Source organism: Macrococcus sp. GL_134 (genome assembly GCF_057834705.1).
The window spans coordinates 499959-519671 of sequence record NZ_CM174409.1; the positions used below are offsets into that span (position 1 = coordinate 499959).

Genomic DNA, 19713 nt, shown 5'->3' on the forward strand with positions numbered 1-19713 from the left:
TACTATGAAGGCTGTCAATTGGAACACGCAGGAAGATATGACCAATATGTTCTGGCGTCAGAACATCTCTCAAATGTGGGTTGAATCTGAATTTAAAGTCTCTAAGGATATCGCAAGCTGGAAAGAATTATCCGCTGATGAACAGGATACATTCAAAAAAGTATTGTCAGGACTGACAGGTCTTGACACGCATCAAGCAGATGATGGAATGCCGCTGATTATGCTGCATACGAAAGATCTTCGAAAAAAAGCGGTCTATTCATTCATGGCAATGATGGAACAGATTCATGCGAAAAGTTATTCGCATATCTTTACTACGCTGTTGTCTTCACAGGAAACTAATGAGCTGCTGGATGTCTGGGTTGTAGAACAACCTGAACTGAAGATTAAATCCGACATGATTCTTGAACGCTATCACAAGTTGTGGCATCAGGAGTCAACGGTTTATGACCAGTACATGGCACGAGTCGCGAGTGTCTTCCTTGAGTCATTCTTATTTTATTCAGGTTTTTATTATCCATTATATTTAGCAGGACAAGGTCGTATGACAACTTCTGGAGAAATCATCCGCAAAATTCTGCTTGACGAAAGTATTCATGGTGTATTTACAGGGCTTGATGCACAAAGCCTTCGTAACGAACTGTCAGATGATGAGAAAACGAAAGCAGATAAAGAAATGTATCATCTACTGACAACATTGTTTGAAAACGAGGAGCGTTATACGAAGAAGTTGTATGATAAGATTGGTCTTACTCAAGACGTGATGAATTATGTTGCATATAACGCTAATAAAGCACTCGCAAATCTTGGTTTCGAACCGTATTTCGAAGAACGTGGATTCAATCCAATCATTGAAAATGCATTGAATACGAGCACGAAGAACCATGACTTCTTCAGCGTCAAAGGTGACGGCTATGTCATCGCATTAAATGTCGAAGCGCTAAGAGATGAAGACTTTATTTTTGATGAAGATAAAGTACCTCAGCTCTAATGATACGAATAGACTCACAGCAAAGAAGAGGAGAAATTCCTCTTTTTTTGTTGCCTTATACACGTTACAATGAATCTATAAGAGAGGATGGTTGGGATGCGTTTAAATGACAAAGTTGTATTGATTACAGGTGCTGCAGGAGGCCAGGGCAGAAAAGAGGCACTACTGTGTGCAGAACAAGGGGCAGTCGTAATAGCAACAGATGTCAACGTCCAGGCACTTGAAACACTTGAATCAGAATTAAAAGGAATTTCAGACAAAGACCATAAAATAATGATCCATGATATTTCCAAGGAAATTGACTGGCAGCGTATCGTTCAAGAAATTAAGGAACAGTTTGGCCGTATCGATGTGCTGATTAATAATGCAGGTATCATCGGCAAAGTTGAATCTTATCACAACACCACGCTCGATGAATTCCGAAGTGTCATGGAAACGAATGTATGGGGAACATATCTCGGCATGCGTACAGTCATCTTAGCGATGAAAGAGCAGCAGTCAGGAAGTATTGTTAATGTATCGTCTATTGCGAGCATGGTGGGCTTAGGATTGAGTCCGTACGGTGCCTCTAAAGGTGCTGTACGAACAATGACCAAATCAGCAGCAGGTGAGTTTGCGAAATATAATGTACGTGTCAATGCGGTGCTGCCGGGTTTCATTGAAACGGATATGATTAAAGATCAGCTTGAAAATGAACAGACAAACAACTGGTATATCGATAAAACGCCGTTAAAACGTATTGGGAAAATAGAAGATGTAGCACCGGCCGTTGTCTTTTTAGCGAGTGATGAGTCACAATTTATTACAGGATCTGAGATTGTCATTGACGGCGGAGTCACTGCGATATAACAAGTAGAGGGACCAGCTTCTCTGTGATATGATCGCGTCTCTGTTTTCGTGATGTCACGACGAAATATGTCTAAAATCAAAACGATTGTATTCAAGCTGCCGACTGTCATGATTCTGTCATTGAATAACTAATCAATATACCGCTATGATAAGTGATGTGATGAATCAATGGATAAGGAGTAACAGAAATGAAAAAAACAGCATTGCTATTAACAGCAGGACTCGTACTCTCTGCTTGCGGGCAGACTGAAGAGTCACATGAAGGTCATACGAAAAGTGCTTCTGTTGAACCTGTTGAAGTGAATTTGACAGTACCGGACAAAGGGGAAGCAGATCAGAAAGTCACATTGCAGGCCAAAGTCACACAAGCTGATAAAGCCATTAAGGCAGATGAAGTCATCTTTGAAATCATCAAAGACGGAAATTCTGATGATTCAGTGAAAAAAACGGTAAAAGAAACTGAAGATGGAATTTACAAACTGGATTACACATTTAAAGATGACGGCAGCTACAAAGTAATCAGCCATGTCACTGCAAAAAGTCAGCATACCATGCCCGACCAGACAATTGTCGTCGGACAAGGTGGACACACACATGCACATCATGAAGGAACTATTCATGTGATGCCGATTACAGCCGAGAAAGACAAAGAAACAATGGTGACGGTTCATGTAGAAGACGAAAAAGGCCGTGCGAAATCAGATGCGATGACACGTCTTGAAGTCAAGCAGCCGGACGGCAAAGTGCGGTGGATTGATTTAACAGAAAAAGAAGCAGGAACTTACGAAGGAACAGCGGTCTTCAAGCAGTCAGGAACGTATGAAGTGACTGGACATGCGGAAGATAAAGAAGGGTTCCATGTACATACCGAAACTATGTTCACCGTAAAATAACAGCAGCAGGCATCAGCCTGCTGCTGTTTCATTATAATAACTTCCTTAAGCAGGATATGCATTGATTCAATAAAAGACAGCAGATCACTCTGCTGTCTTTTCTCCGATGATTCTGACTTCCGGTTGAAGTTCGATTCCTGTTTGTTCCAGCACTATCCGCTGCACATAGGCGATCATTTCTTCATAATCTGTTGCTGTCCCGTGATCAACATTGACGATGAACCCAGCATGTTTCTTCGATACTTCAACACCACCGATACGATGACCTTGAAGACCCGCTTCCTGTATCAGCTGGCCGGCAAAATGATTGGGAGGTCGTCTGAAGACACTGCCGCATGATGGATATTCAAGTGGCTGCTTGTCTTCACGTCGCTGCGTTAAATCATCCATTTTTGCCTGAATGACCGTAATATCACCGCGGCTGAAATTGAAAGTTGCTTCAAGAACGACAAGATGACGTTTTTGTATCGCACTTGTTCTGTAATCCAGTTCCAATGCTTCTGTATCGAGCGTATATATATCACCGTTCTCATCGATGACTTTTGCGTGATCGATGCAATCTTTGATTTCGCCGCCATAGGCACCTGCGTTCATATAGACTGCACCGCCGACAGAACCAGGGATGCCGCATGCAAATTCCAGACCCGTCAAATGATGGTCGCGCGCTGCTCTTGATACATCGATGATGGCGGCCCCGCTGCCTGCAATAATTTGATCATATTCCACTTGGATGTCTTTTAAGTTCAACAAGCTGAGAACAATGCCGCGAATGCCGCCGTCTCTAATGATGATGTTAGATCCATTACCTAGAAAAGTCACAGGAATCTGACGCTCTTTTGCAAATTTCATCACAGCACTTACTTCTTCGTAGCGGACTGGAGAAATATAATAATCCGCATTGCCGCCTGTTTTAGTGTAAGTATATTTTTTTAATGGCTCGTTTACTTTAATGAGAGCCGCCGGAATAACTTGTGTTAATGATTCGTATAGTTTATTAAGAGTCAATGGGTTACGCCCTTTCATTCTAATTGCTATTTATTATAGCAACAATTCAACTGATTGGCGATAGCAGAGCTGAACCAATTGGATTTCTCTTCCTCATACTCTTTTTTTGTCAGTCCGACAAGCGTCTCTTTAAAGTCATTGAACTGGTTGATGAGAGCCGGCTGTTCTTTAAGCAGCTGATGAGCGGCTAAATAACGTGCTGCCTTATCACTATCCGCTTCAACGATATGAAGACGACATTGTTCATTTAAAGTCTGTAAATCAGTAAATTGCGCAAAAACACATTTCTTTTGATAAGGATGATGAAGTCTATAAAATCCACTGTTGTTCAATCGTTTTTCATCCAAAGTAGTCATGGCATGAAGGTTAGGGACGATGACCAATACATCAATGACAGACGATGTGAGTGCATGAGAAAGTGCAGTTCCGCCGATATGATGAACGGCTGTGACAGGTGAGTCCAGCAAATTGAGCAGCAGTGTTCTAATCGCTTCATATCGGATGACGAAATGTTCGGGATGGTCGTTCAGCGTTAAATTAGGTGTTTGTTTAATCATTGTCGTACCTCTGTTTTTGGATAAGTATTTCACTTCATTATAATTTTAGGTATAATGTTTTTAGCAAGGAGAAGATAAATGAAAATAATAATTCATCTAATACTGCTGTCATGTCTTACTGTGCTTACCGCATGCGGTAATGAAGTCAAGTCAGACATTAATGATTATAAATCCCAGATGACAGATGTTCAATCAGAAGAAAAGAAACTTGTGGAATCAATCGACCAGCTGAAGCTTGAGAAAGCTGATCAGTTAATTGGGACAGAAGTAACTGAAGCCAAAAAGGAAAAATTGAAATCGATAGAATCATCTCTTGAAAATAAAGTCAGGCCGCAGCTGGCTGTCTATGAAAAAAAACTGAATGCTGTAGATGTTCAAACTAAAGAAGTGGCCGATGTTCATGATATTTATCTTGATAACTTCAAGAAAAAGAAAGAATTTATCAAAGATATATATGATTATATTAAGTTATATAATGAGTCGATTGTATCAAATGAAGAAATACTCGGCTATACGGAAGTATTCGAGAAAAACAAGGCGAAGAGTGAAAAGTTTGCAGACCGTGCCATCGACAACAAGAAAGAACGGTCAGATTATAATACACTGACCGATCTCATCAATGCCAACAGTGAATCATTAAAAAGTAAGGTTGAATTTTTGATGGGTAGTGCAAGTACTCAAGAGAAGCAGACGTATATCGATGATACATTACTGCCGCTGCTGAGCTCACATGTTGAGAAACTGAATCAGACCAATATCAGTTCGTCCAACGTGATACAGATGCGTAAAGCTCAGACTGAAATCTATTACAGTCTCATCAATTACTACAAAGAACGTAAACATGCGATGGGTATTGAAGAGCAGCTTCAGAACATGCCGATTCAACGTATTCTCGAAAATACAAAACAGATCAAATCCATCGACGAAAAATATTACGATGCATTGAACAAATTAGAAGAGAAGGCATAAGACCTTCTCTTCGCTTATTGCTTATCATGATTTCTTGAAATGTAGACATTTCTCGCAATAACTGTTAATATCCAGATTCCGAAAGCAGTGATGACCAGCCAGGAAATCATAGCGTTATTGTTAAAGTCGATGACAAATAAAATCACAAATATCATCAGACAGAGATTGATCGTATCAAGAAAGCTCCAGCGCTTAACAGGTAACTGAGTTCTATTCAATTTAATACCTCCTTTCTTATTATTATAGCATGACTAATTATAAGTCATTAAGGGTATTAAATTAAAAAAAGGTCATATGAAAAACAAATAGTTAACCTATTTGATGAGGTGAAAAGATGGTAATAAAAATTAATAGTGTAGAACAATTTGATAATTTACTACAGGAACAGGATAAGTTTTTTCTGATGAAACATTCGACTACTTGTCCTATTTCAATGAATGCATTTGACCAGTATAACAACTTTTTATACGAACGTGATATGGACGGCTATTACTTGACTGTTCAAGAGGCACGCGAACTATCCAACTATATTGCTGAGCAGACTGATATTAAGCATGAATCACCGCAAGCCTTTTACTTTGTTAATCAGAAGGCTGTCTGGAATGCAAGTCATAATCAGATAACAGTCCATTCTCTCTCAGCAGCAGAGGAATAACAAACCATATAAACTAATAGCTGAGGCTATTAGTTATTTATTTTGGAGGGAAATCATGAACATATTAGTGGCACTTGACCGGTTCGGTGATAAACTCAGTTCACACGCAGCGAATATCTTTGTGGAAGAAGGAATCAAACAAACCGCCTCACACAGTGAGGTCATCAAGTTATCATTATTCGACGGAACTAAAGATATGATAGATGGTGTCCTGCAGTGGAACTCAGGCAAACGCTATCAATGGAATGTACCAGGGGGTCATCTGCAGCAGAAACGAGTCGTCATCGCAGGAATCGACAAGAAACTGTTCATCGACTGCTCGACATTGTTTGATGACGTCATCGATCTTAAGGAAACGTCGTCAGCTGGACTTGGGCAGGTCATCTTAAATGGCCTTGATCTAGGTTATGAATCATTCACCATTGCACTTGGACGTACTACCATTATGGACGGCGGCGTAGGTATGCTCGAGCTGTTAGGAGCGAGATTTTATGATATGAACGGAGATCAGATGACTGGACCGTTATCTGCTGTTGATATTAAGAAAATCAGAAATATTGATCTCTCTTATTTGGATGACCGGCTTCATACGAGCAAGTTCACTGTTATCAGCGACCGGTCCTATTATTTATATGGTAATCACAGCCATGTAGCAGATTTGACGATCGATGAAGAAGATCAGAAAAGTATCGATAACACTATCTGGTATTTGAATGAACAGTTCAAGAAAATAGGTATTAATCTTACTCGACCATCAGACGGTGGAGATGGCGGGGGGCTGCGAGCAGTATTCAGTGAAGTGCTGTCAGCTGAAGTCCTGACATCAAAAGAACTGATATTCCGAGAGACGGATATTGAAGGACTGATTGAAGAAGCGGATATGATTATTTTTGGTGGTGGTACAGAGACTGCTTCAAAAGGTTCACTTGTCTCTCAGGCATTCATGGCACACAGTCAGCCGGATAAAATATATATCTATTTGACAGCAGGGAGTCAGCTGCCTAGTGATGCTGACCACATCTATCATTTGAATGTCTATCCAGAGATGACTAGTGAAACGAATGACCTGCAGATCGGTATACAGTTGCAAAACACTATCAAGACAATACTGAAGTTAATGATGTGAAATCAAAAAGACATTCAAACGCTGTTTGAATGTCTTTTTTGTATAGCAATATTAAGCATTAGCTTCAAACTTAGAAACAATGCCGACGATTGTCTGAACTGACTTTTCCAAATCATCGATTGAAGCAAATTCGTACGGTCCATGAAAATTGTCAGCACCCGTAAAGATATTTGGCGTCGGTAATCCCATGTAAGATAATTGTGACCCGTCTGTACCCCCACGGATTGGTTCAACAATCGGTTCGATACCAAGTTCATTCATCACTTGCTGCGGGATTTCAATAAGTTCAGGATGTGGAGTGATTTTTTCACCCATATTGAAGTATTGATCTTCAATAGTCAACTTAACTTTGTCATCACCATATTTCACGGCGATATCTTTTGCTGCCTGCTCCATCAATGTTTTACGTGCAGCAAACTTTTCTTTGTCGTGGTCACGAATGATATAGCGGAGCACTGCTTCTTCTACAGATCCTTCCATCGCCATTAAATGATAGAATCCTTCGTAGTTGTCAGTTTTCTCAGGAACTTCGTCTACCGGCAGTGCACTGTTAAATTCGATACCGAGTGTCAATGCATTGATCATCTTGTCTTTCGCAGAACCTGGATGGACATTGACGCCGTAGAAACGTGCTTCTACACCTGCTGCATTAAAGCTCTCGTACTGCAGTTCACCGAGACGTCCCCCGTCAATAGTATAAGCGAAATCTGCTGCAAAACGTGCAACATCGAAATGATGGGGCCCGCGGCCAATTTCTTCATCAGGTGTAAAGGCAAAACGAATGTCACCGTGTTTGATTTCCGGGTGTGCCTGTAAATAAATTACGGATTCCATAATAGCTGTAATTCCAGCTTTATTGTCAGCACCAAGAAGTGTTGTTCCATCTGTCGTCATCAGAGTATGCCCTTTGTAATTTTTCAGTTCCGGGAATGTTGCTGTATCGATGACAAGGCTGCTTGACAATGTGATATCTTCACCATCATAGTTGTCAATCACTTGTGGAGAAACGTTTGTTCCTGTGAAATCAGTCGCTGTATCTACATGTGCGAGCAGCCCGATGACCGGGACTTTTTTGTCGGTATTTGCCGGCAGAGTGGCCATCAAATATCCTTTGTCGTCAATAGAGACGTCAAGACCAAGTGCTTGAATCTCTGCTTCAAGCAGACGAAGCAGATCCCATTGTTTGTCTGTTGACGGCGTTGATTCACTGAATGCATCAGACTGTGTATCGATTTTCACATAACGCGTCAATCGTTCAATTATTTGCTGTTTCAAATTAATGCCCCCTAATCATTGATAATTATATTATATCGGATTTCGATATAATTGCACTCTTCTTCGCACTTTAAAATATGACTGGAAAATAATTTCAACGACAATTAACGCAAAAGCAATGGCACCAGATATCATCATCGCTTCAAAACTCTTCTGTAACGCTGCATCGTAGTTATGGATGATCATTGATTTAGTGGCATCATAAGCAAGACCGCCAGGAACGAGTGGAATGATGCCGGAGACATAAAAGATGATGACCGGCCGCTTATAATAGCGTGCCATTAGATGGGCCATCGCGCCTAGACAGAAAGCACTAAGAAATGATGCACCGACATTCGTCATCAACTGCAGGGTGAAGTAATAGACGACCCAGCCCACTGCTCCGACAATACCGCAAGGAACTAACAGGCGTTTCGGTGCATTGAAAATGATTGAGAAAAATAACGTCGCAAAAAAACTCGTGACAAACTGAAACAGCACTTGAATCGAGACTGCTAAAATATCGTTAAGCATAATGCCACCCCCGCACCTATTGCAAAAGCAGTTAATCCTGCTTCTACTCCTTTAATGATGCCTGCCTGCAGATGAGAAGCCATTAAATCGCGGATGGCATTCGTAATTAATACACCTGGAACAAGCGGCATGACGCCTGCAATAATGATTTTATTAATGGATTCACTGCCCAGTTGAAGCACAAACAAATGAGCAATCAACGCAATGACAATGGCCGCTGCAAATTCAGAGAAGAACTTGATGCGTGTATGAATCTGTATCAATTCAGCAAGTAAAAATCCGACACTTCCTGCTAGAAAGGCAGGCAATAAGTCGATATAGGTGCCTTCAAACATCAATAGAAAGAAGAAGCTGACGAGTCCAGCAGCCAGAACCTTGAGCCATAAAGCAAACTGCAGATCGGCCGCATCCAGTTCCTGCAAAGAGTGCTTGGCAGTGTCAAGAGAGATAGTGTCTGCCGTGATGGCCCTTGAAATGGAATTGGTCTCGGCTATTTTTTCAAGGTCAGTGATTCGTGTATCAATTCTCATCAACCGCGTCTCTGATTTATCGCTCAGCGAGAAGATGATAGCAGTAGGTACGACAAAACTATGCGTATTGTTCAATCCATAGTGCGAAGCAATACGCGTCATTGTGTCTTCCACGCGATAGGTTTCTGCGCCGTTCTCAAGAAGAATTTTACCGGCGAGCATAATTACATCAATAATTTTATTTGTATCGTAGTTCGTCATCATAACCTCCTCATGAATAAAAAAAATAACAGAAAGTGTGACTTTCCGTTATTTGATGATGGGATTGAACATGACCGTATCATGACCCTGTTCCTTTGCAGCATACAGCATATCATCTGCATCTTTGAAGATTTTACGGTGAGATTTCATTTCTTCTTTTTGAAGATAACCGACACCGATAGAGACAGTCAATGAAATTGTTTCTTTATTCGGAAGATGGAATGTCGTATTTCTGACCCCTTGACGAATGCTCTCAGCCAGTTTAATCGCTGTATCAAGTGTGACGTCTACAAGAATCACTGAGAATTCTTCGCCGCCGTTTCTAAAGGCCTGTGTATGCACTGGAATATAGTTGATGAGCACTTGACCAATTTGTCTTAAAACTGCATCACCGGCTACGTGGCCGTGCTGGTCGTTCACTTCTTTGAATTCGTCAATATCAATCAACAACAGACTGATGGCTTGATGTTCATAGCGGCTGGTCGCATTGAGCTGGCGGTCAAATTCACGGACATTGCCGAGTCCTGTTAAATAATCGATGGATTCTTCATTTTCATAGCGCTGGATGAGCTTTGAAATCTGCCAAATATCAACGAACATTAACCCGCTGCAGATGGTCATAATAAATGATATAGAAATCAATAATGCAGCAAATAGCAGTCCATCGGCCATATCGCGGAACAGAAGGCTGATTAATATAACGCTTAATGCGATACTGTTCAATAATTGGATGCTGGCGAAATGGCTCATTTGAATGAACGGTCCGACTATACCCACAGCAATGCCGATAGCTAAAAGAACTAAGCTGTCGATCCATCCAGCGTTAAATACAACGAGCTGCAGTATTGCCAGAACAATTGCACTGGTGAACGTATATAAGGCGTTGGTATAGCGTCCAAGAAATAACAGCGGAACAAACGCAAGGTTAAATGAGATAGATTGGAATTCAATCGGGTAAGTCATCAACAAAAAACTGATCAATGTCATCAGTATTGTTATATAATTTTTAGAGAAAACAATTTCTTTTTCTTCGAAGAACTGCATCCGATGAAAAAGATAGATGCCACTGATAGCAACAGCAATATTAAAAATAACTGCTTCGATCATAAAACCACTCCTAAGCATTATAATTCTGTTTAATCTGTGCCATACCATTTTGACTTGGTGAATCCGCGGCCGATGATGTCAGATGCATTCAGAAATATGACAAATGCATCGGGTTCCGTACGCGTGATTGCCTGTTTGAAGTATATCGCTTCTTTTTGTTCCATGACAGAAAACAGCAGTGCTTTTTCAGTATTTGAATAGCTGCCGAACGAACTGACCCGGGTCACGCCCCGTTCAACAGAATCATAGATTAACTGGGTAACCGTCTGTTCCTGATCCGTAATGATGAAAACAAGTTTGTTATCGCCGGCATGCAGCTGTACAAAATCAATGACCTTGCTGGTCACGTAGATGGAGATCAAAGCGTAAAGAGCGAGCTCAAAATCGAAGACAAAGGCACTGGCGATCACGACAAAAGCATCGACTATCAACTGACAGAAGCCACTGGATAAGCCGGTATATTTTTTGACGATTTGAGCAAGTGTCGCTGTACCACCTGTGGAACCATTCCCTCTGTAGACGAGTCCTAAGCCTAATCCTAAAATGATGCCGCCATAGATGGCACCCAGCAATGAATTGTGAATGCCGTTGTCTACAAAGTCAGATGTTATAAAGATGATAAATGGAATAAGAAAAGTCGCGACAATCGTTTTCAAGCTGAAATCTCGCCCAAGAATGATCCAGCCCGCAATAAAGATCGGTATATTGATGACAGCCTGAACGATCGAAGGCTCTATTTGGAACATTTCATTTAATATCGTACTAATACCTGAAATACCGCCGGCAGCAAGTTGTGAAGGCAGTAAAAATAAATTGTAACTCAAGGCAACAAGAATGGAGCCGATGATAGTGTATAAATAGTCCAGAGCTTTCATAATGCGTATCCCCTTAATGTTTAGTCCCTAAAAAATAGAGTAAAGCGAGAGCTTTACTCTTTGACAGTCAACTGTCATTAACAGTCATCGATTATAGTTACTCAGTCAATGTATTAATGATTTTATCTTCAACAGATGATATTTATATTAACCGTATTATTATGTATCAAATCCTGTTTTTCGTCAATCTTTCCCAGCTTCTGAATCATAAAAATAATACCTAAATAGTTTTTAATATGCTATATTATATAATAGTTTGAACGTTGGGGTGGCCTATGTTTACATTAAAATTAATCTTCATAACGGCTGTTATCTCATTAATTATAACTCCGCTCATGATTAAGGTGTCTCCATTGATTGGAGCACTTGATAAACCTAATAAAAGAAAAGTGCATACAGTTCCTGTTTCCATGCTCGGTGGTGTCGTCCTGCTGATTTCCTTTTTAGTCGGTCTAGTCATCGGTCATCCTCTTGAACGGGAATATTTACCTATAGTGATCGGTGCCATATTAATCAATTTTCTAGGACTGATTGATGACCTATACGATTTAAAGCCCATCGTCAAATTAATCGGGCAGATCGCTATCAGTTCCATTGTAGTCTATTACGATATTACGCTTGATTTAATCACATTACCTTTTGGCATTATTATTGAATTCGGGATCTTCAGTGTTCCGATGACCATTCTTTGGATCGTGGCTGTCACGAATGCCATCAATCTTATAGACGGACTTGATGGATTAGCTGCAGGTGTGTCATTGATCGCACTTTGTACGATAGGATTTATTTCTATATTACAGCAGAATATATTTATTATGATGATCTGCAGTGTACTGATCGGCTCAATTCTCGGCTTTATCCGCTATAACTTTTATCCTGCTAAGATTTTCCTCGGAGATAATGGAGCATTGATGCTGGGTTATATTATCGGCGTACTCAGTCTGCTCGGCTTTAAGAACATTACGCTGATTTCATTGTTCTTCCCGATTATCATTCTTGCTGTGCCGTTCATCGATATGCTCGTTGCGATGATTAGACGTTACCGTCAAGGGAAGCCGATCATGCAGGCGGATAAATCTCATCTCCATCATAAATTACTGGAGCTGGGGTATACACATCCGCAGACCGTCATCCTTATTTATTCCATCGCTATTTTATTCAGCATTGCCTCCATCATTTTATACTTATCAACAAGCTGGGGTGCTGTACTGATTGGTTTCATGATATTGATTACGATTGAGATGATTGTCGAACTGACAGGTCTTATTGATGAGAGTTATAGACCTCTCCTTAAAAGTTATGCTAAGATTTTCAAAAAATCATAAATCAAAGGGAAGCATCAGTGATGCTTCTTTTTTGATGGCTGCTTGACCATTTGTCTGATTGCCGACAAATGCTTCAAAAGCTTCTGCCTGTTCTGTTACAACATCAATGGTATAGCTCACTTTATCTGTATAGGACTGATCAACGACGTCATAAGGTGTTGCCTCGATTTGATGTTCGAATTTACCGGTCTGCTCATAGTTCATAGTAATGACGTAACGTTCAGCTTGCTGCATATGAGTTTTACCTACCTGATGGATCGCTTCAGAGACACCCGACTGATAAGCGCGTATTAATCCGCCGGTGCCGAGCTTGATACCACCGAAATAACGTGTGACGACAGCCACGACATTATGAATATCTTCTTTTTTCAATGTTTCAAGGATAGGGACTCCTGCTGTTCCAGAAGGCTCACCGTCATCATTGGCTTTTTGAATGTGGTGTTCAGTGCCGATCGTATAAGCTGAACAGTGATGATTGGCTCCTTTGTGCCGTGATTTAATCAGCGCGATGAATTCTTTTGCCTCTTCTTCAGTGGCGACACGATGAAGATTCGTGATAAATCGTGATTTGTTGATGATTTCTTCGTATTCAGTTTCGTCTTTTATAGTAATGTAATTGTCTGTCATAAGAGATCATTCCTTTAATTCATTTGTTTACAACAGTATAGTCAAAGGTAATTACTCACACAATGTTTTGTGCTTTATTTTTTGGATTAACATGGTATTATTGAACTGTGGGTAAGGAGGAAAATCATGAGCATTGCAGTTATTACAGATTCGACAGCTTATCTGCCGGAACAACTGGCAGCGAATGAAGGTATCCATGTCATACCGCTCATCGTACTATTTGATGGGATATCATATAAAGAAATAATAGAGCTTTCCAGCAGTGAATTCTATCACCAGATGAAAACTAAAAAAGAACTTCCTTCAACGAGTCAGCCGGCCATCGGTGATTATGTCAACCTTCTCAAGCAGCTGATGAATGGAGGCGTGACGGATGTCATTGCTGTTCATCTATCAAGCGGTATAAGCGGGACTTACCAAAGTGCCATCGCAGCAGGAATGATGGTGGACGGAATCAACGTTCATGCATTTGATTCTGAAATTTCATGTACACCTCAAGGGTTTTATGCCATTCGTGCAAATGAAATGAAGAAAACGCATACAGTTGAAGAAATCATGACAGAACTTGACATGATGAAGCGGGATACTACAGCGTATTTTCTTGTAGATGATCTTAAGAACCTTCAAAAAGGCGGCCGCTTAAATGGTGCTCAGGCGTTAATCGGCAGTATGCTGCAGGTGAAACCGATTTTGACTTTTAAAGATACAGCGATTGTTCCTTTTGACAAGGTCCGCACGAAGAAAAAGGCAATGAAAGAAATCGAATCGCTGATTGAAACTTTTATTGACGGGGCGGAAGAAGTGACGGCCTGCATTATTCATGCGAACGATGAAGCAGCTGCCATTGAATGGAAGCAGAAACTTGAATCTGAACATCCGGAAATCAACTGGATTGTAACAGAATTCGGGCCGGTGATCGGCACTCATCTTGGTGAGAAAGCATTAGGGTTTGGTGTAACGAAACGACGTCTTAATATTTAATGTAGTTCATCGTCTTATTTTAATTTCATTATACGAACAGCACACATTATTTGTGTGCTGTTTTTTTATGGAGGTTATTATGCTGCTTGAAATAGGAGACGAAGGAATGACTGGTGTCGTCAAAAAGAAAACTTATGTATGTAATTACTGTCTGAATGAAGATCAACAGTTATTTCATACTTACTACCATCATCAGTTCCAAAAGGATATCACTTACTGCAGAGTCTGTATTATGATGACATGGTCAACGACGGAAACAACGTATCAGCTGACGGAACAACAACTGATTCCAGAATTGCTGGATTATCATCTGGGCTTTGAGCTGACGGAACAGCAGGAATATGCCTCGCAGTTGATTGAGCATGCTGTCATAGACGGAGGACAGCGTCTGCTCCATGCTGTAACAGGTGCCGGTAAGACTGAAATGATACTAAAAGGGATACAGACAGCGCGGAGTAGAGGGATGAATGTTGCTCTCGTTTCACCGCGGGTAGATGTCGTCAAAGAACTGTATTTAAGAATGAATACTTACTTTAATACAGCTATTGATGTGTTATACGAAGGGCAGACTTTAACTTACAGCAGTCACTTTGTCATTTGTACAGTGCAGCAGCTCTACCGCTATTATCAACACTTCGGTCTGATTGTTGTAGATGAAGTGGATGCATTCCCATTACCAGCTGATCCGCGGCTGATGAAATGTGTCAATCGAGCAGCTGCGACCGACAGTACGATGATTTATTTGACGGCGACACCCCCAAAATTTATGAAGAAGCAATTTGCTCAACAAGAAATCATTACGTTACCTGCCCGCTATCACGGCCGTCCTCTTCCCCTTCCTCAGTTCAAATATCTGTCGGTGAGATCGATATTGAAAGGTGGACTTACTGCACGGCTGAATGCTATAAAGCAAGGCACCATACTAGTATTTTTCAACAACATTGAAGTGATGGAAGAAGCAGCAGACAAATATAGCGCCTACCATCCGCTGACAGTGTACGCAGGTGATGCGTTGAGACACGAAAAAGTAGAGGCCATTAGAGCGGGTCGTCATCACCTCGTCTTTACAACGACCATTCTTGAACGTGGTTTCACTATGGTCGGATTAAGTGTGTGGGTGGTCGATGCAGGAAGTTTCACAAATGAATGCCTCATTCAAATGGCAGGACGAGTTGATAGAAAGCGCGACTATTATGATAGTGAAGTCATCTTCTTTCATAGCGGAGTGTCCCAAAGTATGCGCGCTGCTTCAGCAGAAATCAAACAGATGAATAAGGAGGCGAAGAAGCGGGGGTGGGTGAAATGATCTGTCACATTTGTCTGACTGAAGAATATGAACAGTTATCATTCAACACATACTTCAAACAGCAGTCAGTAATATGCAGCCATTGCCGGAAATCATTTTGCTTTGAAGAGGTCAGGCGGTGTCCCCATTGCCATAAGAAACTGCAGCCTGAAGAAGAGTCGTGTACCGACTGTTTATTTATGAGTACTATATTTATGCCGCTCAATCAGCATATTTGTCTCTACGATTATGATGACTGGACGAAAGAACTTATCGCTAAATACAAGTTCCATAGAGATATCGTTCTTGCTGAAGTGTTCGCTGAACTGTTGAAGCCTCATATGAAGCAGATGGACTATGACATGCTGATTCCGATGCCGTCAAGTCCCGAAAAAATACGACAACGCGGCTTTGACCATATCACCGAAATTATAAGAGTGACAGGACTGCCCTTTCATATGCCGCTTAAGACTAAGCACCGGATCAAACAGGCAGGTCTGACGAAAGCAGAACGGCTGAAAGAGGGTAATCCGTTCTATGTCGAAGGAGAAACAGGACAGAATATTCTGCTGGTCGATGATATATATACGACAGGATTAACCGTCCACCGGGCAGCAGAAACATTGAGAAAAGAAAATGTGAGCAAGGTCAGTGTGTTAACCTTTGCAAGAGTCTGAATATTTGGTAATCTATAAGTAGGAAGAAACATCATAGAAATTGGTTTCAGAAGGAGCGATGCAATATGTTCAGATATGAAATTCATGGTGACAACATTACGGTGACAGATGCAATTCGGAACTATATTGAAGAGAAATTGAGTAAGCTTGAGCGTTACTTTGCAGAGGTGCCGGATGCGAATGCCCATGTGAAGATCAAGACTTATCAAGATTCTAAAGCAAAAGTCGAAGTAACGATTCCACTGAAAAATCTGACATTGCGGGCTGAGGAGCGACATGCAGATTTATATGCTGCTGTTGACTTGATTGTAGAGAAGCTTGAACGCCAAGTCCGCAAACATAAAACAAAAGTCAATCGTAAATTCCGTGAAAAAGGCGTAGAGAAAGATGTCTTTCCAGCAGTTCCTGGAGCAGATGCTGATGAAGGCAGTGATGACATTGAAATTATCCGTTCTAAACAGTTCGACTTAAAGCCAATGGATTCAGAAGAAGCAGTTCTGCAGATGAACATGCTGGGCCATGATTTCTTTATTTTCAACGACGCGGAAACAAATGGCACTAATATTGTTTATCGTCGTAAAGATGGTAAATACGGACTGATTGAAACATCAACTGAAGCATAATAACAGTTTTAAACACCTTCATTTAATGAAGGTGCTTTTTTGTTTAAATATTTTTATATGCGGCTAATAAGTGATATTATTAGATGTTGTAGACGAAAGTTTTTCGTAATTAAAGGAGAGAACAGCATGGGATTTATTAAAAAGATGTTTGACGGCTCAAAGCGCGATGTAAAATCTTTATCTAAGATTGCAGACCAGGTTGAATCCTACAAAGAACAAATGGCAGCAAAAACAGATGATGAACTAAGAGAGATGACAGTCAAATATCAAAATGACTTAAAAGGAATTACTGATTATAAAGAACAGGAAAAATATTTAGATCAAATATTACCTGAAGCGTTCGCAGTTGTTCGTGAATCCGCACTGCGTGTCCTTGGATTATTTCCTCACCCAGTACAGATTATGGGTGGTTCAGTCCTGCATCGTGGTGATATTGCTGAAATGAAAACAGGTGAAGGTAAAACATTGACGGCGACAATGCCCGTTTATTTAAATGCTTTGACTGGTCGCGGCGTTCATGTAGTAACGGTCAATGAATACTTATCAAGTACGCAGGCTGAAGAAATGGGACAATTGTATAATTTCCTCGGACTGACAGTCGGTGTTAACTTGAACAGCAAAACAACAAAAGAAAAACGTGAAGCCTATGCTGCAGATATCACGTATAGCACTAACAATGAACTTGGCTTTGATTATTTAAGAGATAACATGGTGACATATGTAGAAGAACGCGTCATGCGTCCGCTTAATTTTGCCATTATTGATGAAGTCGATTCAATCTTAATCGATGAAGCGCGGACACCGCTGATTATTTCTGGTCAAGCGGAGAAGTCCACTGGATTATATATTCAAGCTAATGTTTTTGTGAAGATGCTGAAAGATGAAGAAGATTATAATTACGATGAAAAGACAAAGGGCATTCAGTTGACTGAAAAAGGGATTGATAAAGCCGAAAGAATGTTTAAAGTTGATAACTTATACGATGTAAAAAATGTCAACTTGATGCACCATATCAATATTGCATTGAAAGCCCACCGCTCTATGCTGAATAACGTTGATTATGTGGTTCAGGACGGCGAAATTGTCATTGTTGACCAGTTTACTGGACGGACAATGCCGGGACGCCGATTCTCTGATGGAGTTCATCAGGCTATTGAAGCAAAAGAAGGGGTTGAAATTCAGAACGAATCTAAAACAATGGCTTCAATTACATTCCAGAACTTCTTCCGTATGTATAACAAACTGTCAGGGATGACAGGTACCGCTAAAACGGAAGAAGAAGAGTTTGTCAGCATATATAATATGGTAGTTACTCAAATTCCGACAAACAAACCAGTGGCCCGAGAAGATAAGTCTGACTTAATCTTTGCTTCAGAAAAGGGTAAGCTTGCGGCTGTCGTGGAAGAAGTAATCGCAAGACACAAAGTAGGACAGCCCGTACTGCTTGGTACAGTTGCTGTTGAAACGAGTGAATATATTTCCGGTCTGCTGAAAAAACGCGGCATCAGACATAATGTCTTAAACGCAAAAAATCATGAGCGGGAAGCGGAAATTGTAGCGAACGCAGGTCAGCGTGGCGCGGTAACGATTGCAACAAACATGGCCGGTCGAGGCACAGATATCAAGTTAGGCGACGGTGTCGTTGAACTCGGAGGGCTCGCAGTCATTGGTACAGAGCGGCATGAATCAAGACGTATTGATGATCAGCTGCGCGGACGCTCTGGACGTCAAGGGGACCCAGGGTTCAGTCGGTTCTATTTATCATTGCAGGATGAATTGATGGTGCGTTTCGGTTCAGAAAAAATGCAGACAATGATGACACGTCTTGGTATGAATGACGATGCACCCATCGAATCTAAGATGGTGTCACGCGCTGTTGAATCTGCTCAGAAACGAGTGGAAGGTAATAACTATGACAGTCGTAAACGTGTCCTTGAATATGATGATGTCCTTCGTAAACAGCGTGAAATCATCTATAAGGAACGGAATGAAATCCTTGAGCAGGAAGACTGTTCAGAGCAGGTTCATTCAATGATTGAGGAATCAGTACGTCGTGCAGTCGGTGGTCACTTTATTACAGAAGAGGACCACGACTATCAAGCCTTCATCAACTTCGTGGAAGATATGTATCTCCCTGAAGGGGAATTGAAAGAAGAAGAGATTGCCCGCCGCGATAACGATGAAATCTTCAAAGTTGTCATGCGTCACATCGATGACCAGTATAAGCGTCAGGAAGAAATGCTTGGTGACCAGATGCATGAATTCGAACGGATGATTCTGCTCCGTACGATTGATATGAAGTGGACGGATCATATTGATACGATGGATCAGCTGCGTACAGGTATTCATCTGCGTTCGTACGGTCAGATCAACCCGCTGCGTGAATATCAGAACGAAGGATTAAGCATGTTTGAAGGCATGCTTGAAGATATCGAAGATGATGTTGCGAAGTATATCCTTAAATCTGTCATCGATAAAGATGAACAGGTTGAGCGTGAGCAGGTCGCTAAAGGTGAAGCAATGGTTGCAAGCGACGGCAAAGAAAAAGTTAAGAAACAACCGAAACAGAACGAACCTGAAATCGGTAGAAATGACCCATGTCCATGCGGCAGCGGGAAAAAGTATAAAAATTGTCATGGTAGAGAGTAG

21 protein-coding genes are annotated in these 19713 nt (G+C 41.0%); 12 read left to right on the forward strand and 9 right to left on the reverse strand.

Annotated features, from left to right (window positions below):
• Positions 1–4: 4 nt before the first annotated feature.
• The 3 genes from nrdF (at position 5) to AC3IPL_RS02680 (ending at position 2733) form a co-directional block, all read left to right on the forward strand.
• Positions 5–991 carry a class 1b ribonucleoside-diphosphate reductase subunit beta gene (nrdF, locus tag AC3IPL_RS02670; RefSeq protein ID WP_489241575.1) on the forward strand — a complete coding sequence of 329 codons (987 nt, stop codon included), beginning with the start codon at positions 5–7 and terminating at the stop codon, positions 989–991.
• 96 nt (positions 992–1087) lie between these two features.
• Positions 1088–1840 (forward strand): SDR family NAD(P)-dependent oxidoreductase, encoded by a 753-nt coding sequence (locus AC3IPL_RS02675; RefSeq protein WP_489241577.1) that lies wholly within the window; start codon positions 1088–1090, stop codon positions 1838–1840.
• 188 nt (positions 1841–2028) lie between these two features.
• On the forward strand, positions 2029–2733 hold the full coding sequence (locus AC3IPL_RS02680; protein WP_489241578.1) for a FixH family protein: 705 nt from the start codon (positions 2029–2031) through the stop codon (positions 2731–2733).
• Between the two features lie 84 nt (positions 2734–2817).
• On the opposite strand, the gene murB is transcribed toward AC3IPL_RS02680, so the two are convergent.
• Together murB and AC3IPL_RS02690 are read right to left on the reverse strand one after the other, a co-directional pair.
• Positions 2818–3738, reverse strand: a complete 921-nt coding sequence (gene murB, locus AC3IPL_RS02685) for a UDP-N-acetylmuramate dehydrogenase (protein WP_489241579.1) — start codon at positions 3736–3738, stop codon at positions 2818–2820.
• A 26-nt stretch (positions 3739–3764) separates the two neighbouring features.
• The gene (locus AC3IPL_RS02690) at positions 3765–4295 is read right to left on the reverse strand and encodes a GrpB family protein (protein ID WP_489241580.1); all 531 of its coding nucleotides are present in this window, start codon (positions 4293–4295) and stop codon (positions 3765–3767) included.
• A gap of 78 nt (positions 4296–4373) precedes the next feature.
• On the opposite strand from AC3IPL_RS02690, the gene AC3IPL_RS02695 reads away from it, so the two are divergent.
• Entirely contained in the window at positions 4374–5264 is an 891-nt protein-coding gene (locus AC3IPL_RS02695) for an EMYY motif lipoprotein (protein ID WP_489241581.1), read from the forward strand.
• 14 nt (positions 5265–5278) lie between these two features.
• Here the strand turns inward: AC3IPL_RS02695 and AC3IPL_RS02700 are convergent, their stop codons facing one another.
• The gene (locus tag AC3IPL_RS02700) at positions 5279–5482 is read right to left on the reverse strand and encodes a hypothetical protein (protein WP_489241582.1); all 204 of its coding nucleotides are present in this window, start codon (positions 5480–5482) and stop codon (positions 5279–5281) included.
• A 116-nt stretch (positions 5483–5598) separates the two neighbouring features.
• On the opposite strand from AC3IPL_RS02700, the gene ytxJ reads away from it, so the two are divergent.
• Entirely contained in the window at positions 5599–5919 is a 321-nt protein-coding gene (ytxJ, locus tag AC3IPL_RS02705; protein ID WP_489241583.1) for a bacillithiol system redox-active protein YtxJ, read from the forward strand.
• Between the two features lie 55 nt (positions 5920–5974).
• Entirely contained in the window at positions 5975–7045 is a 1071-nt protein-coding gene (locus AC3IPL_RS02710; RefSeq protein ID WP_489241585.1) for a glycerate kinase, read from the forward strand.
• 51 nt (positions 7046–7096) lie between these two features.
• Here the strand turns inward: AC3IPL_RS02710 and pepT are convergent, their stop codons facing one another.
• The 5 genes from pepT to AC3IPL_RS02735 are packed head-to-tail and all read right to left on the reverse strand — an operon-like array spanning position 7097 to position 11546.
• Positions 7097–8320 carry a peptidase T gene (gene pepT / locus AC3IPL_RS02715; protein ID WP_489241587.1) on the reverse strand — a complete coding sequence of 408 codons (1224 nt, stop codon included), beginning with the start codon at positions 8318–8320 and terminating at the stop codon, positions 7097–7099.
• A 30-nt stretch (positions 8321–8350) separates the two neighbouring features.
• Positions 8351–8833: a threonine/serine exporter family protein gene (locus AC3IPL_RS02720; protein ID WP_489241588.1), complete on the reverse strand. Its 483-nt coding sequence runs from the start codon at positions 8831–8833 to the stop codon at positions 8351–8353.
• Positions 8815–9567, reverse strand: coding sequence for a threonine/serine exporter family protein (locus AC3IPL_RS02725; protein WP_489241589.1), 753 nt, complete (start codon positions 9565–9567; stop codon positions 8815–8817). Before AC3IPL_RS02725 ends, AC3IPL_RS02720 begins: the two co-directional genes overlap by 19 nt.
• 45 nt (positions 9568–9612) lie before the next feature.
• Positions 9613–10671 carry a GGDEF domain-containing protein GdpS gene (gene gdpS, locus AC3IPL_RS02730; protein WP_489241591.1) on the reverse strand — a complete coding sequence of 353 codons (1059 nt, stop codon included), beginning with the start codon at positions 10669–10671 and terminating at the stop codon, positions 9613–9615.
• Between the two features lie 29 nt (positions 10672–10700).
• Positions 10701–11546: a YitT family protein gene (locus AC3IPL_RS02735; RefSeq protein WP_489241592.1), complete on the reverse strand. Its 846-nt coding sequence runs from the start codon at positions 11544–11546 to the stop codon at positions 10701–10703.
• A 275-nt stretch (positions 11547–11821) separates the two neighbouring features.
• Here AC3IPL_RS02735 and AC3IPL_RS02740 point away from each other — a divergent pair, with 275 nt between their 5' ends.
• Positions 11822–12871, forward strand: a complete 1050-nt coding sequence (locus AC3IPL_RS02740; RefSeq protein WP_489241593.1) for a glycosyltransferase family 4 protein — start codon at positions 11822–11824, stop codon at positions 12869–12871.
• Here the strand turns inward: AC3IPL_RS02740 and AC3IPL_RS02745 are convergent.
• Positions 12866–13498 carry a YigZ family protein gene (locus tag AC3IPL_RS02745; protein WP_489241594.1) on the reverse strand — a complete coding sequence of 211 codons (633 nt, stop codon included), beginning with the start codon at positions 13496–13498 and terminating at the stop codon, positions 12866–12868. The genes AC3IPL_RS02740 and AC3IPL_RS02745 overlap by 6 nt on opposite strands.
• A gap of 126 nt (positions 13499–13624) precedes the next feature.
• On the opposite strand from AC3IPL_RS02745, the gene AC3IPL_RS02750 reads away from it, so the two are divergent.
• From AC3IPL_RS02750 to secA, 5 genes are all read left to right on the forward strand, one after another.
• The gene (locus tag AC3IPL_RS02750; RefSeq protein ID WP_489241595.1) at positions 13625–14479 is read left to right on the forward strand and encodes a DegV family protein; all 855 of its coding nucleotides are present in this window, start codon (positions 13625–13627) and stop codon (positions 14477–14479) included.
• 79 nt (positions 14480–14558) lie between these two features.
• Positions 14559–15785: a DEAD/DEAH box helicase family protein gene (locus AC3IPL_RS02755; RefSeq protein ID WP_489241596.1), complete on the forward strand. Its 1227-nt coding sequence runs from the start codon at positions 14559–14561 to the stop codon at positions 15783–15785.
• Positions 15782–16441 carry a ComF family protein gene (locus AC3IPL_RS02760; protein WP_489241597.1) on the forward strand — a complete coding sequence of 220 codons (660 nt, stop codon included), beginning with the start codon at positions 15782–15784 and terminating at the stop codon, positions 16439–16441. The genes AC3IPL_RS02755 and AC3IPL_RS02760 overlap by 4 nt, the downstream gene beginning before the upstream one ends.
• Positions 16442–16506: 65 nt before the next feature.
• Positions 16507–17064, forward strand: coding sequence for a ribosome hibernation-promoting factor, HPF/YfiA family (gene hpf, locus AC3IPL_RS02765; RefSeq protein WP_489241598.1), 558 nt, complete (start codon positions 16507–16509; stop codon positions 17062–17064).
• A 126-nt stretch (positions 17065–17190) separates the two neighbouring features.
• On the forward strand, positions 17191–19713 hold the full coding sequence (gene secA, locus AC3IPL_RS02770; protein ID WP_489241599.1) for a preprotein translocase subunit SecA: 2523 nt from the start codon (positions 17191–17193) through the stop codon (positions 19711–19713).